Annotated in this window: 21 protein-coding genes and 1 tRNA gene; 12 read left to right on the top strand and 10 right to left on the bottom strand. The window is 28.1% G+C overall.

Features of this window, described 5'->3' with window-relative positions:
• Nucleotides 1–16 precede the first annotated feature (16 nt).
• Nucleotides 17–88: transfer RNA gene (locus tag ABJG40_RS02905), tRNA-Gln, on the bottom strand.
• 169 nt (nt 89–257) lie between these two features.
• On the opposite strand from ABJG40_RS02905, the gene ABJG40_RS02900 reads away from it, so the two are divergent.
• Nucleotides 258–3,341, top strand: a complete 3,084-nt coding sequence (locus tag ABJG40_RS02900) for a DUF2723 domain-containing protein (RefSeq protein WP_348023082.1) — start codon at nt 258–260, stop codon at nt 3,339–3,341.
• A 6-nt stretch (nt 3,342–3,347) separates the two neighbouring features.
• Entirely contained in the window at nt 3,348–4,010 is a 663-nt protein-coding gene (locus ABJG40_RS02895) for a polysaccharide deacetylase family protein (RefSeq protein ID WP_348023081.1), read from the top strand.
• A gap of 80 nt (nt 4,011–4,090) precedes the next feature.
• Here the strand turns inward: ABJG40_RS02895 and ABJG40_RS02890 are convergent, their stop codons facing one another.
• Together ABJG40_RS02890 and ABJG40_RS02885 are read right to left on the bottom strand one after the other, a co-directional pair.
• Nucleotides 4,091–4,384, bottom strand: coding sequence for a thioredoxin family protein (locus tag ABJG40_RS02890; RefSeq protein ID WP_348023080.1), 294 nt, complete (start codon nt 4,382–4,384; stop codon nt 4,091–4,093).
• 87 nt (nt 4,385–4,471) lie between these two features.
• The gene (locus ABJG40_RS02885; RefSeq protein WP_348023079.1) at nt 4,472–5,692 is read right to left on the bottom strand and encodes a metallophosphoesterase; all 1,221 of its coding nucleotides are present in this window, start codon (nt 5,690–5,692) and stop codon (nt 4,472–4,474) included.
• Nucleotides 5,693–5,846: 154 nt separating this feature from the next.
• Between ABJG40_RS02885 and polA the strand changes: the two genes are divergently transcribed.
• Nucleotides 5,847–8,687, top strand: coding sequence for a DNA polymerase I (gene polA / locus ABJG40_RS02880; RefSeq protein WP_348023078.1), 2,841 nt, complete (start codon nt 5,847–5,849; stop codon nt 8,685–8,687).
• A 25-nt stretch (nt 8,688–8,712) separates the two neighbouring features.
• Nucleotides 8,713–9,090, top strand: coding sequence for a hypothetical protein (locus ABJG40_RS02875; protein ID WP_348023077.1), 378 nt, complete (start codon nt 8,713–8,715; stop codon nt 9,088–9,090).
• Between the two features lie 24 nt (nt 9,091–9,114).
• Here ABJG40_RS02875 and ABJG40_RS02870 read toward each other — a convergent pair whose 3' ends face one another.
• Complete coding sequence (locus ABJG40_RS02870) at nt 9,115–9,747, bottom strand: YceI family protein (RefSeq protein ID WP_348023076.1); 633 nt, start codon at nt 9,745–9,747, stop codon at nt 9,115–9,117.
• Nucleotides 9,748–9,991: 244 nt separating this feature from the next.
• Here ABJG40_RS02870 and ABJG40_RS02865 point away from each other — a divergent pair, with 244 nt between their 5' ends.
• A complete protein-coding gene (locus ABJG40_RS02865; RefSeq protein ID WP_348023075.1) occupies nt 9,992–10,951 on the top strand; it encodes an L-threonylcarbamoyladenylate synthase in 960 nt (319 codons plus the stop codon).
• 2 nt (nt 10,952–10,953) lie between these two features.
• On the top strand, nt 10,954–12,624 hold the full coding sequence (locus ABJG40_RS02860) for an RluA family pseudouridine synthase (RefSeq protein ID WP_348023074.1): 1,671 nt from the start codon (nt 10,954–10,956) through the stop codon (nt 12,622–12,624).
• Here the strand turns inward: ABJG40_RS02860 and ABJG40_RS02855 are convergent.
• Together ABJG40_RS02855 and aat are read right to left on the bottom strand one after the other, a co-directional pair.
• Entirely contained in the window at nt 12,621–13,157 is a 537-nt protein-coding gene (locus tag ABJG40_RS02855; RefSeq protein WP_348023073.1) for a hypothetical protein, read from the bottom strand. The two genes, ABJG40_RS02860 and ABJG40_RS02855, sit on opposite strands and share 4 nt — an antisense overlap.
• 64 nt (nt 13,158–13,221) lie before the next feature.
• A complete protein-coding gene (gene aat / locus ABJG40_RS02850) occupies nt 13,222–13,848 on the bottom strand; it encodes a leucyl/phenylalanyl-tRNA--protein transferase (protein WP_348023072.1) in 627 nt (208 codons plus the stop codon).
• A 363-nt stretch (nt 13,849–14,211) separates the two neighbouring features.
• Between aat and ABJG40_RS02845 the strand changes: the two genes are divergently transcribed.
• On the top strand, nt 14,212–14,844 hold the full coding sequence (locus ABJG40_RS02845) for a VTT domain-containing protein (RefSeq protein ID WP_348023071.1): 633 nt from the start codon (nt 14,212–14,214) through the stop codon (nt 14,842–14,844).
• A 20-nt stretch (nt 14,845–14,864) separates the two neighbouring features.
• Nucleotides 14,865–15,110 (top strand): DUF1456 family protein, encoded by a 246-nt coding sequence (locus ABJG40_RS02840; protein WP_348023070.1) that lies wholly within the window; start codon nt 14,865–14,867, stop codon nt 15,108–15,110.
• A gap of 99 nt (nt 15,111–15,209) precedes the next feature.
• On the opposite strand, the gene ABJG40_RS02835 is transcribed toward ABJG40_RS02840, so the two are convergent.
• The gene (locus ABJG40_RS02835; protein ID WP_348023069.1) at nt 15,210–15,578 is read right to left on the bottom strand and encodes a DUF3127 domain-containing protein; all 369 of its coding nucleotides are present in this window, start codon (nt 15,576–15,578) and stop codon (nt 15,210–15,212) included.
• Between the two features lie 250 nt (nt 15,579–15,828).
• On the opposite strand from ABJG40_RS02835, the gene ABJG40_RS02830 reads away from it, so the two are divergent.
• Complete coding sequence (locus ABJG40_RS02830; RefSeq protein WP_348023068.1) at nt 15,829–16,977, top strand: HAMP domain-containing sensor histidine kinase; 1,149 nt, start codon at nt 15,829–15,831, stop codon at nt 16,975–16,977.
• Between the two features lie 16 nt (nt 16,978–16,993).
• On the opposite strand, the gene ABJG40_RS02825 is transcribed toward ABJG40_RS02830, so the two are convergent.
• Both ABJG40_RS02825 and greA read right to left on the bottom strand, forming a co-directional pair.
• On the bottom strand, nt 16,994–17,383 hold the full coding sequence (locus tag ABJG40_RS02825) for an HIT family protein (protein WP_348023067.1): 390 nt from the start codon (nt 17,381–17,383) through the stop codon (nt 16,994–16,996).
• A 231-nt stretch (nt 17,384–17,614) separates the two neighbouring features.
• Complete coding sequence (greA, locus tag ABJG40_RS02820; RefSeq protein WP_348023066.1) at nt 17,615–18,088, bottom strand: transcription elongation factor GreA; 474 nt, start codon at nt 18,086–18,088, stop codon at nt 17,615–17,617.
• 106 nt (nt 18,089–18,194) lie between these two features.
• On the opposite strand from greA, the gene ABJG40_RS02815 reads away from it, so the two are divergent.
• From ABJG40_RS02815 to purE, 3 genes are read left to right on the top strand one after another with little or no spacing between them, the layout of a single operon-like run.
• A complete protein-coding gene (locus ABJG40_RS02815; RefSeq protein WP_348023065.1) occupies nt 18,195–18,611 on the top strand; it encodes a Rieske 2Fe-2S domain-containing protein in 417 nt (138 codons plus the stop codon).
• A 58-nt stretch (nt 18,612–18,669) separates the two neighbouring features.
• Nucleotides 18,670–19,827, top strand: coding sequence for a 5-(carboxyamino)imidazole ribonucleotide synthase (locus ABJG40_RS02810; protein WP_348023064.1), 1,158 nt, complete (start codon nt 18,670–18,672; stop codon nt 19,825–19,827).
• Nucleotides 19,828–19,829: 2 nt separating this feature from the next.
• Nucleotides 19,830–20,309, top strand: coding sequence for a 5-(carboxyamino)imidazole ribonucleotide mutase (gene purE / locus ABJG40_RS02805; protein ID WP_348023063.1), 480 nt, complete (start codon nt 19,830–19,832; stop codon nt 20,307–20,309).
• Between the two features lie 78 nt (nt 20,310–20,387).
• Here purE and ABJG40_RS02800 read toward each other — a convergent pair.
• A partial coding sequence (locus ABJG40_RS02800; RefSeq protein ID WP_348023062.1) for a T9SS type A sorting domain-containing protein occupies nt 20,388–20,816 on the bottom strand: 429 nt, incomplete at its 5' end.

Raw genomic sequence — 20,816 nt, 5'->3', positions numbered from 1 at the left:
ATCAGGACTTTTTTTGTTGGCCTACAAGGACTCGAACCTTGAATGACGGTACCAAAAACCGGTGTGTTACCAATTACACCATAGGCCAATGCTTCTTAGCGGATGCAAATTTAATGCAAAGTTTTAAATTTGCAAACATTTTTTAATAAATTTTATCTTTAACAAACTTTTATGAGGAAATAATCATTTATAAATACAAATGTCAACTATTTTTATTCATAATTATTAGTAAATTCGCCACATCTTATTAAACAACTATGACATCAGCAAACTTTAATAAATGGAATATCATCTTAGGATGGATTACATTTGCAATTGCTTTAATAACATATTCTTTAACATTAGAACCAACCGTTAGCGCCTGGGATTGTGGAGAATATATTTCTACTTCTGTAAAATTAGAAGTTGGGCATCCTCCAGGAGCACCATTATTTCAAATGTTAGGTGCCTTTTTTGCCATGTTTACATCTAATTTAGATCAGATAGCAAAAATGGTAAACTTTATGTCTGCATTAGCAAGTGCATTTACAATCTTATTTATGTTCTGGACCATCACTAATTTGGCTAAAAAATTAGCTTTAAAAACAGGTGAAATTTCAGAAGGAAAATACATCGCTATTATAGGAAGCTCTATTGTAGGTTCTTTAGCATACACGTTTTCAGATAGTTTTTGGTTTAGTGCTGTAGAAGGAGAAGTATATGCAATGTCTTCTTTTTTAATGGCATTATTATTCTGGTTAGGTTTAAAATGGGAAAGTGAAATACATACAGCTAGAGGTAACAAATGGTTAATTTTAATAAGTTTTGTAGTTGGTTTATCATTTGGTGTACATATTTTATCATTATTGGTAATTCCTGCAATTGTAATGTTATACTTCTTTAGAACTTATAAAACCATCAATTTAAAAACAACTGCCATTGCATCTGTTATTTCTGTGGTAGTTTTAATGTTTGTATTTAAATTCTTATTCCCTTTTACACTCAAATTTTTTAGTATATCAGAATTGTTTTTTATCAATTCTATAGGAATGCCTTTTAATTCTGGAAGTATTATTGCTGCACTAATTTTAGTTGCATTGTTTCATTTCGGATTAAACTTTACACGTAAGAAAAATAAAGTTCATACTAACACGTTAATTCTTTCTGTTATGTTTATAATGATTGGTTTTTCATCTTGGATGATGTTACCAATTAGAGCAAATGCAAACACTACAATTAATGAAAATGATCCTTCAAGTGCACGTGAGTTATTAGCATATTATGAACGTGAACAATATGGAGATGCCAATGTTTTTTATGATACTTATTACTCTAACTCTTACAAAAGAGAACAAGATAAAAACAAACCTTACAAAGATGATAAGCCTAAGTACGAAAAAAGAAATGGTAAATACGAAATTGTAAATAAATACAAAGATGTTGTGCCTAATTGGTCTGATAAACATAAAGGTTTTATACCAAGAATGGTAAATCCTGCTTCAGAAAAAATGTACAAACAAATAGCAGGTATACCACAAAACAGCAAACGTAGACCAACTTTTGCAGAGAATCTAAAATTTATGATGAGCTATCAGTTTGGTTATATGTATGGTCGTTATTTTATGTGGAATTTTGTTGGAAGGCAAAATGATATACAAGGACAATTAGATCTTTTTAACGGAAATTGGATTAGCGGAATTAATGCTCTAGATGAATTTAGATTAGGTTCACAAAAGAGTTTGCCCTCACAAGTTTTAGAAAATAAAGGAAGAAATAAATATTACTTTCTACCTTTAATTTTAGGTATTATTGGATTGTTATTTCAAATTAAATGGGATAAAGAAAATTTTTACACTCTTTTATTATTTTTCTTATTTACTGGAGCCGCAATTATTTTCTACACAAACCCTAAACCTTTTGAACCTAGAGAACGAGACTATGCAGTTGTGGGTAGTTTTTATATTTTTGCTATCTGGATTGGTTTTGGAGTACTTGCTTTGTATGAATACTTAAAGAATTTTGCTAACAAAAAAACAATAGCTATTGTTGTATCTGTTGTTTCTCTTTTAGCTGTACCAACTTTAATGGCTTCAGAAAATTGGGATGACCATGATCGTTCTAACAGATACACAACTCATTTAAATGCACAAGCCTATTTAGAAAGTTGCGACCAAAATGCAATTATGTTTACTATTGGAGATAATGATACGTTTCCTCTTTGGTATATGCAAGAAGTAGAAGAAATTAGAACCGATGTAAAATTAGTAAACACCTCTCTTTTTGCAACAGATTGGTATATAGATCAAATGAAACGTGCTACTTATGATGCACCTCCTATTCCATCTCAATTAAAACACGATCAATATAAATATGGTAGTTTAGATGTTGCTTATCATATAGAACACCCTAGATTTAAAGATTCTATAATTTCTATAAAAGATTTTATGAGGTGGATTGCTTCTGAAAACGATGCAACATATTATATAGATAAAGAAGCTGGTGTAAAAGAAAAATTTTATCCAACTAATAAAATTAGAATTCCTGTTAATAAAGAAAAAGTTTTAGCAAACGGAATTGTAGCTCAAAAAGATGCAGATAAAATTTTAGATTATATAGACATTACAATTGATGATGGAGCTTTATATAAAAATCGAATTTTAATGTTAGATATTCTTGCCAATAATGATTGGGAAAGACCAATTTACTTTACTGGTGGGGCAAATGCTGATGAAGAATACATTTGGTTAAAAGATTATTTACAATTAGATGGTTTGTCTTATAAATTAGTGCCAATTAAAACACCAATGGCTAAAAAGAGCTTGTTTGATATGGGAAGAATTGACCCAGAAAAAATGTATGCTAATATTAAAAAATGGAATTGGAGAAACATAAATGATGGTAAAATTTATTTAGACGAACAAACTAAAAGAAACACCATTTCTATGCGTAATGCATTATTACGTTTGTCTGAAACGTTTGCTAAAAAAGGAGATACACTTAAAGCCTTAGAAGTTTTAGATTTGTCTTTAGAAAAAATGCCAATAAAAGACTTCGATCATTACAGCTTATCTATTGGCTACCCAGAAGCATATTATAGATTAAATAACACCCTAAAAGCCAGAGAAACTACAAAAACATTAATTACATTATTTACAGAAAAACTAGTGTGGTTAAGTACCTATTCTAAAGATGATGTAGATTTAATTTTTGATGAAATTGACACTACTTTATATATGTACAGAAACATTATTAATCAAGCAGAAGAAGGTGAAGTTGATAAAAAATATTTAGAAGTTCTACAAACAGAATTTGTAAACACAGTAAAGTTATTTAATTATCTATTACCTGATGAAGAAAAATAAACTTTAATGAAAACTTATTTACCGAGAACGCCACGTTTTATGATGAGATTTTTCTCAAAATATACGTGGCGTTTTCCTTCTAAAAAGAAAGAAATTTTTTTAACTTTTGATGACGGACCAACTCCAGAAATTACCGAATTTGTTTTAAATGAATTAAAAAAACACAACGCAAAAGCTACTTTTTTTTGTATTGGTAAAAACATACATAATCATCCAGATATCTTTGCTAAAATAATTGCTGATGGTCATTCTATTGGAAACCATACTCAAAATCATTTAAAAGGATGGAAAAGTGATAATAGTACTTATTTAAAAAATGTTTTAGAATGCAACAAAACAATTACACAATTCAACAATTCAAAAGTTCAACAGCATTTATTTAGACCACCTTATGGAAAAATAAAAAAATCTCAAGCAAAAAAATTACTAAAAAGAGGTTATAAAATTATTATGTGGGATGTTTTATCTGCAGATTTTGATACTTCTATTTCTAATGAAAAATGTCTAAATAACGTTTTAAAAAACACAAAAGAAGGGAGTATAATTGTTTTTCATGATAGTGTAAAAGCTGCTGAAAGAATGAAATATACTTTACCTAAAGTATTAAAAGAATTTTCTAAAAAAGGGTTTACTTTTAAAGCAATTACAAAAAACAGCAAACAAGTTTAGCCCTGATTAAACGGTTTGTTTGAGCTCTTTTTGAAGCATGAAAAAAAGCGAGTAGTGAAAGCTGGAAATAGCTCCTAAAACTAAATATATTGTTGTACCAAACTAATTAATGTACGAGCATCTTGAAAACCTGTTTGGCGCCATTTTATTACACCATTTTTATAAATCATAAAAGTAGGATTTCCTTTTATGTTTAAAGCATTTGCAAGAGTTTCATTTTTTTGAATTTCTATCTTAATTACTTTTGCATTATCTCCTAAAGCCGCAGCTACATCTCTTAAAGTATGTACCGTTTTTTCTAAATCATTATAATCAAAATAAAAATCGATAAGTACAGGTTTTTCAACACTAATTAAGTCACCAAATTTTGCCATTATATAAAAGTTTTTAAGAGGAAAAACGTTTAAATTGTTTTTTGTTGATTAACAAATATAGATAAAAGTATTTAAAAGTACTGATTATCAGGCTTTTTTCAATTCTATCACCGTTATTTCTGGCCAAATACCAACTCTTCCAGGAAATGCATGATACCCAAAACCACGATTTACATTTATGTATCTACCAAATTCTTGGTACAAACCAGCCCATTGTTTGTAAGCAAATTGTGATGGACTCCATTTGATCCAACCAGGAATTTCGATACCCATTTGCAAACCATGTGTATGCCCACTTAATGTTAAATGATAATTAAAATCATCTTGTTTTACTTTATGTTCCCAATGACTTGGATCGTGTGTCATTAAGATTTTAAAATCTTCTTTATTAATTCCTATAGACGCTTTTTGTAAGTCTCCTGTTTGGTTAAATCCTTTACCCCAATTCTCTACTCCAAGAAGTGCAATTTTCTGTCCGTCTTTTTCTAAATATCGATGTTCATCTAGTAATAAATCGAAACCAATTTTTTTATGAATGTCTTTTACTTTCTTAAAATTATCTATTTTATCTTGCGGATTTTCCCAATCCATATAATCTCCATAATCATGATTGCCAAGTACAGAGTATTTTCCTTCTTTTGCTTCTAATTTATCAAAAACATCAATCCAATTATCCATTTCATCAGCTTTATTATTTACAATATCTCCTGTAAATAACATTAAATCTGATTTTTGTTCATTGATTAAATCAACTCCATATTGTATTTTTTCTTTGTTGGTAAAACTCCCAGAATGAATGTCTGAAATCTGCGTAATTGTATACCCATCAAAAGCATCAGGTAAATCTTTAAAACTTAACTGATATTTTAAAACTTTATAATTGTATTTTCCTTGGATGATTCCATAGATAAAAGAGGCAAAAGGTATTGCTGCCAATCCTAAAGCTATTTGAGAAATAAACTTTCTTCTACCTGCTAATGGTTTTGTGTTTTCTGATGAAATTGTAGAAATCAGTTTTAAAAACCCTCTACAAATATCTTCACCAAACATTAAAATTAATACAATTAACTTTGGAATTAAAACGGTAAGTAATAAACCCATTGCCATTTGAAATTGTGGTGTTTGCCCTTGCGTTCTATCATACGTTAAAGCAACATATAAGAAGTTTCCATAAACCAAAACACTTACAATTAACCAAGAATAACGAATGATTTTATTTTTAGTAATTGTCTTTATTGCCTGAAAAACATACACTTCCAATAAAATAATAATGGCAAACAAAATAATTAGCCTAATTGCTATTTTCATAAAGAATGTTTTATTTTAAAATAATTTATCAAAGATACTTGTTAAATAACGAATGAATTTTAACGTCTTGTTAAAGTTTTGTACCTTTCTCAAATCTCTAAAAAACCTATTTTAGATTTCAATTTTTCAACAATTTAATCACAGAATCAATAGAATGTCAGATCAAAAAAGACTTTTTTTAGTTGATGCTTACGCATTAATTTTTCGAGGATATTACGCATTTATAAAGAACCCAAGAATAAATAGTAAAGGTTTAGATACCTCTGCAATAATGGGTTTTATGAATTCTTTATTAGATGTTATAAAGCGTGAAAGACCAGATCATTTAGCTGTTTGTTTTGACAAAGGTGGCTCTGTAGATAGAGTAGAAATGTTTGAAGCTTACAAAGCCAATAGAGATGCAACTCCAGAAGCAATTAAATTAGCTGTTCCTTACATTCAAGAGATTTTAAAAGCAATGCACATACCAATTATGGTAAAAGAAGGTTTTGAAGCAGATGATGTTATAGGAACACTTTCTAAACAAGCAGAAAAAGAAGGTTACAAGACTTTTATGGTAACTCCAGATAAAGATTTTGCGCAATTAGTTTCTAAAAATATCTTTATGTACAAACCGCGTTTTGGAGGTGGATATGATATTTGGGGAGTACCAGAAGTGCAAGAAAAATTTGGTGTAGAAAACCCTGAACAAGTAATAGATTTTCTTGGTATGATGGGAGATTCTGCAGATAACATCCCAGGTTTACCTGGAGTTGGCGAAAAAACTGCCAAAAAGTTTTTAGCTGCTTATGGTTCTATGGAAAATCTTTTAGCAAATACGCATGAGCTTAAAGGAAAAATGAAAGAAAAAATTGAAGCAAATGGAGAGTTAGGTTTACTTTCTAAACAATTAGCTACAATTATGCTAAATGTTCCTGTTACTTTTGATGCAGAAGATTTTACGTTAGATCAACCAAATAAAGAAAAGGTAACAGAAATTTTTAACGATTTAGAATTCAGAAATTTATTAACCAACTTTTTACGCACTTTTAATACTGAAACAACAACGAATACTTCTGAAAACAAAACAGAAGAAAAGGCCAAAGCAACACCTAAAAAAGCAGCTTCAAATACAGAAGGTCAATTCGATTTATTTGCTGCTCCAGGTACAGGATCTGTTTCTGAAGAAGAAAGTTTATCTGGTTTTAAAACCATTAAAAATACCAATCATTTTTATCAGCATATAGATTCTCCTTTATCGAGAAAATTATTTTTAAAGAAGTTAATGCAACAAACTTCTGTTTGTTTTGATACGGAAACAACAGGTTTAAAAGCATTAGAAGTAGAATTAATAGGAATTGCTTTTTCTTGGGAAAATGGAAAAGGATATTATGTTTCTTTTCCAAAAAATCAAAAAGAAACTGCATCAATTTTAGAAGAATTTAGACCGTTTTTTGAAAGTGAAATCGAAAAAATTGGTCATAATTTAAAATATGATATCAAAGTTTTATCAAACTATAACATGCCTGTAAAAGGGAAATTGTTTGATACCATGATTGCGCATTATTTAATCAATCCAGACATGCGCCATAATATGGATGTTTTGGCAGAAACATATTTAAATTATCAACCGGTTTCTATTGTAGAATTGATTGGTAAAAAAGGGAAAAATCAACTTTCTATGCGAGTTGTGCCAATTGCAGACCAAACAGAATATGCCGTAGAAGATGCAGATATTACGTTTCAGTTAAAAGAGCATTTTACCAAAGAATTAGAAACAGGTAATGTTACCAAACTTTTTAATGATATTGAATTGCCTTTGGTTTCGGTTTTAACTGCTATGGAAATTGAAGGAATTAACGTAAACATCGATTTCTTAAAAGAATTATCTGTTGCCTTAACGGACGACATCAATCAACTAGAAAAAAGTATTTACGAACAAGCTGGCGAAGAATTTAACATTGCTTCACCAAAACAATTAGGAATTGTTTTGTTCGAAAATATGAAGTTGGTAGACAAACCTAAAAAGACAAAAACGGGTCAGTATAAAACCGGAGAAGATATTTTATCTTTCTTAGAAAAAGACCATCAAATTATTAGAGATATTAAAGCGTATCGTCAATATAAAAAATTACAAAGTACTTATGTTGATGCCTTGCCAAATGAGGTAAATCCTAAAACAGGAAGAATACATACAGAATATATGCAAGCTGTTGCTGCAACAGGAAGATTGAGTTCTAACAATCCTAATTTACAAAACATACCAATTAGAACAGAAAGAGGTAAAGAAGTTCGTAAATCATTTATTCCAAAAGATGAAAATCATGTTTTATTAGCAGCCGATTATTCTCAAATAGAATTAAGAATTATTGCTGCTTTGAGTGAAGAAGAAACCATGATTGAAGCTTTTAAAAACGGTGAAGATATTCATGCTTCTACAGCTGCAAAAGTTTTTGATGTTCCTTTAGATGAAGTTACTCGTGAACAAAGAAGTAATGCAAAAACGGTAAATTTCGGAATTATCTATGGAGTTTCGGCTTTTGGTTTAAGTAATCAAACAGATTTATCTAGAGGAGAGGCAAAAGAACTAATTGATACGTATTACGAAACTTATCCGAAGTTAAAAGCATACATGTCTGCACAAGTAGATTTTGCAAGAGAACATGGTTATGTAGAAACGGTTTTAAACAGACGTAGATATTTAAAAGACATAGATTCTAGAAATGCCATGGTAAGATCAGGTGCAGAACGTAACGCTGTAAATGCGCCAATACAAGGTTCTGCTGCCGATATTATAAAGTTAGCAATGATTAACATTCATAACCGTTTTGAAAAAGAAGGTTTTAAATCTAAAATGTTATTACAAGTACATGATGAGTTGGTTTTTGATGCATATAAAGACGAGTTAGAAATTATAAAACCAATTATTAAAGACGAAATGGAAAACGCTTTTAAAATGAGTGTTCCGTTAGAAGTAGAAATGGGAATTGGAGAAAACTGGCTGCAAGCTCATTAAATTTAAAACAAATTCAGCACAAGAAATGGAATTAGATTATATTGAAAACGTTAATGGACATGATGATAATATTGTGCGCCTATTTAATTTTAATAGAGCAGAAGCTATTCTGTTTAGAGACCTATTACAAGACACAATTATTGATAAAAGACAAAAGTTAGACTTAGAAAAAGTAGACTTTATAACTGGTTGTAATTGTAATTTAATTTTTGGTTTATTTAAAACTGATGAAGGAATTTTGACCAAAGACAACAAAACCTTTTTTTGCATATTAACTCTAGAAGGGTTTAAAAATATGATAAAACTAATAGAACCTTTTTGTTTAAAAGAATCTAGAAGTTATCAATATTTATATGACATAGACAACCCTACAGACTTATTCTTTTGTCCTTCTGCAACATAATATAAAATGTATTATTAAACAATTCTAGCAACCAAACAAATTAACTTTCATATTAAAATGCATCCATTTTGTAGCAATAGATCCAGATTTACCATTTACAATCTTATCATAATCAATATCCCAATCAAACAAATTCATTCTACCTTCTAAGATAAGCATACTTGTAGATATTTGATCTGCTCCTCTTATTCCTGATGCAAATAATTTCACTTCTTTTTCAACTCCTTTTATAGATAATACTCCATTAATTTGATACCAATCTATACCCATTGTATAAATATTGGTAGACTTAAATATTATTTTCTCATCATTAGATCCAATAAATAAACCAGGAGTTTTAATTTTTGCTGTTAATTCTTCTGCTGCATTTACAATAAAAGAATCTGGATCTATTTCAAATGAAATACTGAGTTTTTCTAAAGGATTTCCACCATCAAATCTTAAAGGAACATTCACATCTAAATTATTTACAGTTCCAGAAAAAGGAGTGCTACAATGTCCATGCGTTACAAATAAATTAATTGATTGACCAAGTTTGTTTTCAACAATCGTTTTTGTATTAGATTTATAAGTCGTATTACTTTTAGAGTAACCACTAAAAATAATTAAACTTGTTAAAACTGTTAATGTTGATAAAATGAATTTAATTTTTCTCATAATGTTAGTTATTAATAATAGTACGAATATAGATTGGTAATAGATTTAATTTAGTAAATGAAATGTCAAAAAAGTGTCAAAAAACATATAAATACTTGTTTTCATAGATTTAATTAGAAGCTTTAGTGTATGTTTTGTAATAAATAAAGATGATAAAAACACATACTTCTTTTACCTACAAAATAAAATTGAATCTTTACTTTAGTAAAAACTTCATTTTTATGTGTAATTTTGCAAACTGATTATGAGTATAATTTCTAAAGACATACAAAAGGCAATAAAACTTTTAACTAATGATCAGTTGGTTGCAATACCCACTGAAACTGTTTATGGTTTAGCAGGTAATATTTTAAGTGAAAAAGCGATAAAAAGTATTTTTTCTACAAAAAAAAGACCATTTTTTAATCCGTTAATTGTGCATATTCCTTCTATAGAATCGTTAGAAAACATTGTTTTAAATATTCCTGAAAAGGCAAAATTATTAGCAGATGCTTTTTGGCCAGGATCTATGACGTTGGTTTTAAAAAAGAATGCAAAAATTCCTGATTTAATAACAGCTGGTAAAGATACTGTTGCTGTACGCATACCAAATCATCCTATAACTTTAGAATTGTTAAAACAACTACCATTTCCTTTGGCTGCACCAAGTGCAAATCCTTTTGGAAGTATCAGTCCTACAAAACCAGAACATGTAGAGCGTTATTTTAAAAATAACATTCAAATGGTTTTAGATGGAGGTTCTTGTACAAACGGAATAGAATCTACCATTATTGGTTTTGAAAACGATGAGCCCATTATATATAGATTAGGTGCTTTAGCTTTAGAAGATATAGAAGCTGTTGTTGGTAAAATTTCTATTAAAAATAAGAAAGAAGAAAGCCCTGATGCACCAGGAATGTTAGCAAGACATTATGCACCTTCTACTCGTACTTATTTGGTTGATAATGTTACTCATGAAATTAAAAAACATCAAGGTAAAAAAATTGGAATTCTAGTTTTTAAAGACTCTTTAAATAATACTTCTTTAACAGAAATAATATTATCAGAAAATGGTTCTTTACAAGAAGCTGCTGCTAATTTATACGATGCTTTACATGAATTAGATCATCAACAATTAGATGCCATTATTGCAGAAAGATTTCCAGACAATGGTTTAGGAAAATCTATTAATGATCGCTTACAACGCGCAACTTTTAGTCTTTAATTTTGAAATATTTTCAGCATTTTAATGTAGATTTTTCTAAAATAGAGCTTCCAAAAAAGTTTACTTTCCCTTTTTATTATGAACCTCATCAATTAGCTAAAATAGCTGTAAAAGAACTTCAAGAATATTTAGAAAATCAAACAGATTTTAAACATAATTTTGGCCTTTCGGATAAAAAACCCTCACTAGCAATTGGTAAAATGTTTGGAGTTTTAGTTGTTAAAAATCAACAAAATGAAATTGGTTACTTGGCTGCCTTTTCTGGAAAATTAGCGGATAATAGTTTTCCAGAAAAATTTGTTCCTCCTGTTTTTAACATGAGAACTAAAGAAAGCTTCTTTTTAAAAGGTGAAGAAGAAATTAACAAAATAAACAAAAGAATATCTCAAATAAAAAAAGATGAAACTTATATAAATTTAAAGAATTTTTTAAAAAAGCTATTTAAAAATATTGATGATGATTTAAATTTAGAAAAAGAAAAACTAAAGCATCGAAAAAAAGAGAGAAAAGCTAGAAAACAAATTGGAATTTCAACTTTAAATAAATATGATTTTAATTTGTTAAATAAAAAATTGGTTCAAGAAAGTTTTAACGATCAGTTTTATTTTAAAGAACTTCAAGAATACTATAAACATAAAATTGCTAAAAAAAAGGCTGAATTAGAATTTTATGAAGAAGAAATTTTAAGCCTAAAAAAAAGAAGAAAAAAAAAGTCTAATTATTTACAACAAACACTTTTTAAAAGTTATACATTCTTAAATCATCAAAAAGAACAAAAGAATTTATTAGATATTTTTAATAACCCAGATATAAAACCTCCTGCTGGTTCTGGAGAATGTTCTGCACCAAAGCTTTTACAACATGCTTTTTTAAATGATTTTACACCCATTTGTATGGCAGAATTTTGGTGGGGAATTTCACCAAATTCAGAAATTAGAAAACATAAAAATTATTATCCTGCTTGCCAAGGAAGATGCAAACCTATTTTGTCTCATATGTTAGAAGGCATAAAAATGGATGATAATTTATTGTTAGAAAATTTAGCTGAAAAACAACAGTTAGAAATTATTTTTGAAGATGATGCATTAATTGTAATAAACAAACCTGCAGAATTTTTATCTGTTCCAGGAAAAAAAATTTTAGACTCTGTTTATACAAGAATTAAAGAAAAATATCCTAACGCTACAGGACCGTTAATTGTTCATCGTTTAGACATGTCTACTTCTGGAATTTTAGTATTAACTAAAACTAAAGAAGCTAATAAAATTTTACAAAGTCAGTTTATAAAAAGAACCGTTAAAAAACGTTATGTTGCTTTATTAAATGGAGATTTATCTAAAAATAATGGAAAAATAAAACTCCCATTACGTGTAGATTTAGAAGATAGACCAAGACAATTGGTAGATTTTAAGTATGGTAAAAATGCAGAAACACATTGGGAAATTATCAAAAAAGAAAATAACAGAACTAAAGTTTATTTCTATCCAATTACTGGAAGAACACATCAATTACGAGTACATGCTGCTCATAAAAATGGATTAAATATGCCTATTGTTGGTGATGATTTGTATGGTAAAAAAGAAAACAGATTACATTTACATGCAGAATTTATTGAGTTTTCACATCCTATTACAAACGAGAAAATGAATTTTTCTGTTGCTCCAAATTTTTAAAAAAAAGAGAATCCTATACCTAAAGAAACACTATCTAATCTATTATTTTCAAAACCTATAATCCCTTTTCTATGAAAATCTAATCGAATTATGGTATTCCATCTTTCTGCTCCAGCTACTTGTGTTCCTAATCCTATTCTATAGTAATTTCCATCAGGGTAATTTTTAGCTGGCCTCCACATTTTACCATAACTTATTTCTGTAAAAAAATTATCTCCCTCATCTTCTGTGATATTATATTTGAGACTAAAATAAGTAGGAAATGCACTAACTGCATAGTTCCAATGATAATCAAAACCACCATTTACACTAATAGCAACTCTTCTTTTTATTTCATAACCAAACCCAATTCTTAAAAATATTGCATTAGGTACTAAAAAAGACTCACCATCATCTGGATCTAAAGTATAATGCTCATTTACTGTAAAAGTTAAATTTCCAGACCCTGTAAAAAAAGGTTTTCCTAATCTTTCTTGTGAAAAGGACAATGAAAATACACAGAAAAATAAAATTGAAGATAGTAATTGTTTCATGTTTTTAGTTTTGGTTTGAAAAAATTGAAACAATAATTATTCCAATTATTAAAACTAAAAAAAATTATGCTTTTAAAAACTTCAAAAATGTTTTTCTTTCTATTTCTCTTGCTCCTAAAGTTGCTAAATGTTCATTGTAAATTTGACAATCTATCAATTTATATTTTTTACTTTTTGCTAAGTAAATAAAGGCTAATTTAGAAGTATTAGACATTTTACTAAACATACTCTCTCCACAAAAAACATTATTTATTTCTAAACCATATAAGCCACCCACCAATTCTTTATTAAACCAAACTTCAATAGATTTGGCAACTCCTAATTTGTGTAGATTAATATAGGCTTGTTCCATATCATTAGTAATCCAAGTTCCAAAACCATCTTTTCTTTCAATATTTTTGCAATTATAAATTACTTGATTAAAAGCTGTATTTTCTGTAATTGTATAATTATTTTTATTGATAATTTTTCGCATTGATTTAGATACTCTTATTTCTTCTGGAAAAAGCACCATTCTTTCATGTGGACAATACCAAATAATTGGTTCTCCTTCTGAAAACCAAGGAAAAATCCCTTTTTTGTAGGCATGTATTAGTCTTTTTTCAGATAAATCTCCTCCCAAAGCAATAATGCCATCATCTGTAGTTAACTCATAAGGTGGAAATTCTATATTTTCTGAAAGCCAAATCATATTACAAAAATAAGTAACAAAAAAACCTCATCAAAAATAGATGAGGTTTATATCCAAAATTAGAAGACAAATTTTAATGTTGAATTTTTTTATTTAATGTTATTTTTAACTACAACACTTATTTTCAGTTAGATAAATAATTCAGCTTGAATTGTAAGTAGTATAATTAAAGACAACATGTATTTTAATTTATTAGCTTTCATAGGGAAAAATTACGTTAAAATATTTGGTTTACCAGATTGGTTAACCAAATATACAAATTATTTTTTGTTTTAACCAACATAAAGTTTTATTAATCTATATTTATTTTTGTGGTTATATGTAATTAAGTAGTTATTTTTGCTTACTATTTAAGAAATTTAAATGTCTAGAATACCAAAAAGAAAAAGAATTAAAACTAAAAAAGAGAGAGCTAAACTAATGCATAGCTACTACTCAAGAACAGGTTTTTACATGTTTATATGGGAAAGTTTAAAAAAAGCTTTTATACCCATAGTATCTGTTGTTGTAGGTCTTTTTTTAATAAATAGATATATTTATAATATAAATGAAGGTTTAGAATCTATTACAGAGACTTTTTCTAGACTAGGTATTTTTTCTTTTTTCTTTACATCAGAAACACTTTTAGGATTAATACCTCCAGAGATATTTATTGCATGGACAAAAAAAACTAATGAACCAATTTTAAATTTAATAATACTTGCCACTTTATCTTATTGTGGAGGATTGCTATCTTATTTTATAGGAAAAACAGCATTAAAAATAGAATCTGTAAAAAATTATTTAGAAGTAAAGATGGCTAAACATCTTAAAAACTCTAAAAAATGGGGAGGCTTTTTAATATTAGTAGGTGCATTGTTACCTGTACCATTTTCCATTTCTTGTACTGCTGCTGGTATGATAAAATATCCGTTTAAAAATGTAGTTTTATTTGGTTTATTTCGTTTTGCTAGATTTGCAATATATGCTTGGGCTATTTTTAAAGTTGTAGATTAAAAAATAATTACTTTTGTTTTATGGGATTAACAAATAACGACGTTTTTAAAAAATTAAGAGTAGCACATAAATTTCGTGATACTGATATTATAGAAATTTGTGCTTTAGTAGATTTTAAAGTTACAAAAGGAGAACTTGGTGCTATCTTTAGAAATGAAGAACATCCAAAATATATGGAATGTGGTGATCAATTTTTAAGAAATTTTTTAAATGGGTTGATCATTCATATGAGAGGACCCATGCCTAAAAAAGGAGAAAAGAAGTAGTTTTAAATATTTAGATTAAAAAACAAGACAAAATTTTATATAAAAAAGAGTGTAAATTTAAATTTACACTCTTTTTTTATATAAAATCTAATTTATTTTCTAGAAAGGTAAATCATCTGGTTCTTCATCAGAAACCTTAGATGCTGGTTGAAATTGATCTACTGGAGGTAAATTATTTGAAGCTGCAGCTTGAGATAAGTTCTCAACTCTCCAACCTACAATAGAGTTAAAATACCTAGCTTCTCCTTGTGGGTTAATCCACTCTCTACCTCTTAAATTAATAGAAACTTTTACATCTTGACCAACTTTATAGTTGTTTAATAAATCTGTTTTATCTTGATGAAACTCAATATTAATCATTTGAGGATATTGATCATCAGTGGTAACTACCATTTCTCTTTTTTGAAATCCGTTAGCTCCAAAAGTTTGAACATCTCCAATTAATTTTATTTTTCCAATAACTTCCATAATTTCTATTTTAATAAAAGTGCTTTTAATACACTTTTTTCATCATTCATTTAAAATGCTAAAGCACAAATGTATGTTTTTTTGTGGGTTTTAATCAAATAAAACCTATATGTTCTTTACCAAAGTTATTAACAGTGCACCTAGTTAAGAGTAATTTATTACTTTTAAAGTATACCTTTTTTAAAGGAATCTTCTATACTATAAAACCTTTATATGAGTTATATACAAGAATCCTTTATATTTGTTTTTAATGACTTTTTTTACAAACAACTTTCTTTTTAAACGCTTAGCAATATTAATTTCTTTAATTATAGTTTCATTAATATTATGGAACACCTATACTTTCTTTCAAAAATTTAAACATGAAGAACGTATTAAAATGGAAATTTTAGGAATTGCTTTCAAAGAATTTTCAAATTCAGATTTGAACTCAGATATTGTTTTGCCCGATAAAATTATTACAACAAATACAAGTATTCCTTTAATTCTAGTTGATGCAAAAGGTAATATTATCTCGAATCAAAATTTAGATTCAATTAAATCTCTAGACTCAGATTATTTAATTGAACAATTGGCAAAAATGAAATCTGAAAATTTGCCGATTGAAATAAGTTTTGGTGAAAATAATAAACAATATATTTATTATAGGAATTCAGATTTATTAAATAAATTAACCTATTATCCTTTAGCATTAATTCTAATTTTATTTCTTTTTTTAAGTGTTATTTATCTGTTTTACAATTCTAATAAAATTGCAGAACAAAATAAACTTTGGACAGGTATGGCAAAAGAAACTGCACACCAAATTGGCACGCCTTTGTCTTCTTTATTAGGATGGATTGCCATTTTAAAAATGGAAAAAGTAGATGATAATTATGTTGAAGAAATAGAAAAAGATGTAAATAGATTAAACACAATTGCTAATCGATTTTCTAAAATAGGTTCTATACCAGAATTAAAAAAAGAAAACATTGTAACCATTACAAAGGCGGCTTTCGATTATTTAGAATCTCGTAGTTCTAAGCAAATTTCTTTTTCTTTTTCAACTACTAATAAAGATATTTACACAAACTTAAATACTGAATTATTTGGTTGGGTTATAGAAAACCTTATTAAAAATGCTATTGATGCAATGTTAGGTAAAGGAGAATTAAAATTAAATATAGAAAACAATTCTAAAAAAGTAAAAATTACAATTTCTGATACCGGAAAAGGAATACCTAAAAAATTATATAAACAAATATTTAAACCTGGTTTTACAACTAAAAAACGTGGTTGGGGTTTAGGTTTATCGCTTTCTAAACGTATTGTAAAAGATTACCATAAAGGTAAAATATTTGTGCAAAAATCTGAAATTGGAAAGGGAACTACTTTTGAAATTCAATTAGATAGAATTTAAAATTAGATTTTTTCATTTACTTAAATTTACTTGAAATACTTTGCGCCAAAACAACAAACTCTTCATTTGTTAGTTTTTCTTTTTTACCAAATTGCATATCGGCCATGGCATTAGTTGGTACTAAATGAACATGTACATGAGGTACTTCTAAACCAATAACACTCATACAAACTCTTTTACAATCTACTGCTTTTTCTAATGCTTTTGCTACTCTGTATGAAAACTCCATAAGGCTTAAATATTCATCTTTAGATAAATCGAATAATTTGTTTTCTTCTTTTTTAGGTACAACTAAAGTATGGCCTTTTGCATTAGGATTAATATCTAAAAAAGCAATATAATTATTATCCTCTGCTACTTTGTAACAAGGTATTTCTCCTTCAATTATTTTTGTGAATATGCTCATCTTAAAAAGTTATAAGTTTTTAGAGTTTAGTTGTTAGTAAAGGTAAAAAAGAATTCGGATTTTGGCGATGCCAAAACCCGAATTTATAATTTTTAATTTCTTTTTTAAAATGTATTTGTAATAAGAGAAACTAAAGTTTGTAAACTAGTTTAGCCCTGATTGAAACGGCATCCTTTTTTGAGGAACGAAAAAAAGATATAGTGAAAAGCAGGAAGAAGCTTCTAGTAAAAATTATCTAGAAATAGCTACAATTTCAAACTTCATAATTCCATTAGGAACTTTAATTTCTGCAACATCACCAACTTCTTTACCTAATAAACCTTTACCAATTGGCGAGTTTACAGATAATTTACCATTTCTAACATCTGTTTCAGAATCTGCTACTAAAGTGTAAGAAAATTCCATTCCGTTAGCTGTATTTTTAATTTTCACAATAGAATGAATCAATATTTTAGACGTGTCTAATTGAGATTCATCTATAATTCTTGCGTTAGCAACTACGTTTTTTAATTTGGCTATTTTAAACTCTAAATGAGATTGTTCTTCTTTTGCTGCATGATATTCTGCATTTTCACTTAAATCTCCTTTATCTCTTGCATCTGCAATTTCTTGTGTTACTCTTGGACGCTCAACTTGCTCTAGTTGCACCAATTCATCCTTCAATTTCTTTAATCCTTCTGCTGAATAATAAGATATGTCGCTCATAGTAATATAATTTAAAAATCTCATTACCTAAACAGGAATGAGATTGTCTTACAAATGTACAAAATAATTGTAAATTGCGGTCGTTATGAAGATAACAAAGATAACTATGATAAAAAAGTTTGCTGTTTTGCTATTCGCCTTCGTCTTATTTTCATGTGAAGATAATACACAAATTAATGATTGCTTTACAGGAGTAAATCTAAATGAAGTTTTAAATACAAGACTACCTGGTTACCAAACATTAACTATAAATGGTACTAGTAAAACCTATTCAATTAACGGCAGATCTATTTTTATTATAAGAAACAATGCTTCTAACTTTATAGCTTTCGATTTAGAATGCCCAGACAGAAGTTGTAATACACCTTTAGATATTTCTAATTTACCAACCGTTACTTGCTCTTGCCACAATAAAAGCTATAATTATTTAGAAGGTGGAAGGCTCATAGGAGAAGAAGGTTGTGGTATGTTAATGTATACTGTTAACCTAATTGGTAATGATGCTATTCAAATAAGAAATTAATTTAGTAGATTAGTTAAATTGAGTTGCTTATTTTTGCTGAAACACAACAATATTTAACGTGAAAAATTATTTTTCTTCAGATTTTAAACTAGGTGTTCTTGGTGGAGGGCAATTAGGGAGAATGCTTTTAGCAGAAACGCAAAAGTTAGACATACATACTTCTATTTTAGAAAGTAATAAAAATGCACCTTGTGCAGAAATTTGCAACACTTTTGTTGTTGGAGATTTATTAGATTTTGATGCTGTTTATAACTTCGGAAAAACGGTAGATGTATTAACAATTGAAATAGAAAATGTAAACCTTGATGCTCTTGATAAGTTAGAAGACGAAGGTTTAACCATTTATCCAAAACCAAAAGATTTACGAATTATACAAAGTAAAGCAAGACAGAAAAATTTTTATGTAGATCATCAAATACCAACTGCACCTTTTTCTCACTATGCATATTTAGAAGAACTTAAACATTCTTTTGAAAACAGTATTATAGATTTCCCTTTTGTTTGGAAAGCTGCTCGTTTTGGCTATGATGGTAATGGTGTAAAAATTGTTAGAAACGTAGAAGATTTAGAATCTTTACCAAATGTAGAGTGTATTACAGAAAAACTGATTCCTTTTAAAAATGAATTGGCAGTAATTGTTGCTAGAAATACTGATGGTGAAACAAAAACATATCCTGTTGTAGAAATGGAGTTTCATCCTGAAGCTAACCAAGTAGAATATGTTATTTGCCCTGCAAGAATAGACTCTCAAGTTGCAGAAAAAGCAAGAGAATTGGCATTAAAAGTAGTAAGTGATTTAGATTTTGTTGGTTTATTGGCTGTAGAAATGTTTCAAACTATAGATGATAAAATTTTAGTAAATGAAGTTGCACCTAGACCACATAATTCTGGTCATTATTCTATAGAAGCAAGTTATACCAATCAATTTGAACAACATGTACGTTCTATTTTAAATCTTCCTTTAGGAAACACTGAGAGTAAAGTTGCCGGAATTATGGTAAATTTAGTTGGTGAAGAAGGTTTTTCTGGTGATGTAATTTATAAAAACATAAAAAATATTTTAAAAATTGATGGAGTTACACCTCATATTTATGGAAAAAAAGAAACACGTCCTTTTAGAAAAATGGGGCATGTTACTATTGTAAATTCTGATATTGATAAAGCAAGAGAAATAGCACAACAAGTTAAAGAAACAATTAGAGTAATAAGTAAATAATTATGGTAGGAATAATAATGGGAAGCGATTCTGATCTTCCAATAATGCAAGAAGCAATAGATATTTTAGAAAATTTTGATATTAAAATTGAAGTAGATATTGTTTCTGCACATAGAACACCAGAAAAATTGGTAGATTACTCTAAAAATGCTCACAAAAGAGGTGTACAAGTAATTATTGCTGGTGCTGGAGGTGCAGCACATTTACCAGGAATGGTAGCCTCTATGAGTCCTTTACCTGTAATTGGAGTTCCTGTAAAAAGTAGAAATTCTATTGATGGATGGGATTCTGTTTTATCAATTTTACAAATGCCAGGTGGTGTGCCTGTTGCTACTGTTGCTTTAGATGGCGCAAAAAATGCTGGTATTTTAGCAGCTCAAATTATAGGAGCTTCTGATGAACTAGTTTTAAATAAAATTATCGCTTATAAAGAAGAATTGAAACTTAAAGTGATGAAAGCATCTGAAAACGTAAGAAAATAAAAAATTGAATAAAGAAATGAAAAAAGCTCAGAATTAAATAAATTCTGAGCTTTTTTATTTTTAAAAACAGGTTTTATATTAATTAGATATTACTATTTTTTTATTAAAAATTTTGTTATCTTCTAATTGTACTTTTACTATATAAACCCCTTTAGATATGTTAGAAACATTTTTCTTTTGATCCCCATTAAATACAACTACTTTTTTTCCTTGAATACTGAATAATGTTATTTTTTTAACCTCATTTTCATCAAAATTAAAGGCTACGTTTAATTCATTTTTGTTATCTATAAAAACTCTTAAATTTTTAGAATCATTATCTTCTAAAGTATTTATTCCTAAAGATTTTTGAGAAACCTCTATTTCTTCTTTAGTATAAATAATTTTGAATCTAGAATTGTTCTCTCCTATAGTTTCAATGGAAAAATCGTAGCTAATTTGTCTTAAATCTATTGTAACATCATTTTCTGTATCTAATAAATAAATAAAATAATTTTCATTGATGTA

The organism is Polaribacter sp. (assembly GCF_039939415.1).
GTDB lineage: Bacteria > Bacteroidota > Bacteroidia > Flavobacteriales > Flavobacteriaceae > Polaribacter.
This window is presented reverse-complemented; position numbering and strand designations above follow the sequence as displayed.

What these genes read in the sequence shown, in the direction of transcription:
- ABJG40_RS02815 (WP_348023065.1), top strand. Translation starts at nt 18,195, where the DNA reads ATGATAAAAAAGTTTGCTGTTTTGCTATTCGCCTTCGTCTTATTTTCA.
- aat (WP_348023072.1), bottom strand. Translation starts at nt 13,848, where the DNA reads ATGATTTGGCTTTCAGAAAATATAGAATTTCCACCTTATGAGTTAACT.
- purE (WP_348023063.1), top strand. Translation starts at nt 19,830, where the DNA reads ATGGTAGGAATAATAATGGGAAGCGATTCTGATCTTCCAATAATGCAA.
- ABJG40_RS02835 (WP_348023069.1), bottom strand. Translation starts at nt 15,578, where the DNA reads ATGGAAGTTATTGGAAAAATAAAATTAATTGGAGATGTTCAAACTTTT.
- ABJG40_RS02900 (WP_348023082.1), top strand. Translation starts at nt 258, where the DNA reads ATGACATCAGCAAACTTTAATAAATGGAATATCATCTTAGGATGGATT.
- ABJG40_RS02885 (WP_348023079.1), bottom strand. Translation starts at nt 5,692, where the DNA reads ATGAAAATAGCAATTAGGCTAATTATTTTGTTTGCCATTATTATTTTA.
- ABJG40_RS02845 (WP_348023071.1), top strand. Translation starts at nt 14,212, where the DNA reads ATGTCTAGAATACCAAAAAGAAAAAGAATTAAAACTAAAAAAGAGAGA.
- ABJG40_RS02895 (WP_348023081.1), top strand. Translation starts at nt 3,348, where the DNA reads ATGAAAACTTATTTACCGAGAACGCCACGTTTTATGATGAGATTTTTC.
- ABJG40_RS02825 (WP_348023067.1), bottom strand. Translation starts at nt 17,383, where the DNA reads ATGAGCATATTCACAAAAATAATTGAAGGAGAAATACCTTGTTACAAA.
- polA (WP_348023078.1), top strand. Translation starts at nt 5,847, where the DNA reads ATGTCAGATCAAAAAAGACTTTTTTTAGTTGATGCTTACGCATTAATT.
- ABJG40_RS02875 (WP_348023077.1), top strand. Translation starts at nt 8,713, where the DNA reads ATGGAATTAGATTATATTGAAAACGTTAATGGACATGATGATAATATT.
- ABJG40_RS02855 (WP_348023073.1), bottom strand. Translation starts at nt 13,157, where the DNA reads ATGAAACAATTACTATCTTCAATTTTATTTTTCTGTGTATTTTCATTG.
- greA (WP_348023066.1), bottom strand. Translation starts at nt 18,088, where the DNA reads ATGAGCGACATATCTTATTATTCAGCAGAAGGATTAAAGAAATTGAAG.
- ABJG40_RS02840 (WP_348023070.1), top strand. Translation starts at nt 14,865, where the DNA reads ATGGGATTAACAAATAACGACGTTTTTAAAAAATTAAGAGTAGCACAT.
- ABJG40_RS02870 (WP_348023076.1), bottom strand. Translation starts at nt 9,747, where the DNA reads ATGAGAAAAATTAAATTCATTTTATCAACATTAACAGTTTTAACAAGT.
- ABJG40_RS02830 (WP_348023068.1), top strand. Translation starts at nt 15,829, where the DNA reads ATGACTTTTTTTACAAACAACTTTCTTTTTAAACGCTTAGCAATATTA.
- ABJG40_RS02890 (WP_348023080.1), bottom strand. Translation starts at nt 4,384, where the DNA reads ATGGCAAAATTTGGTGACTTAATTAGTGTTGAAAAACCTGTACTTATC.
- ABJG40_RS02865 (WP_348023075.1), top strand. Translation starts at nt 9,992, where the DNA reads ATGAGTATAATTTCTAAAGACATACAAAAGGCAATAAAACTTTTAACT.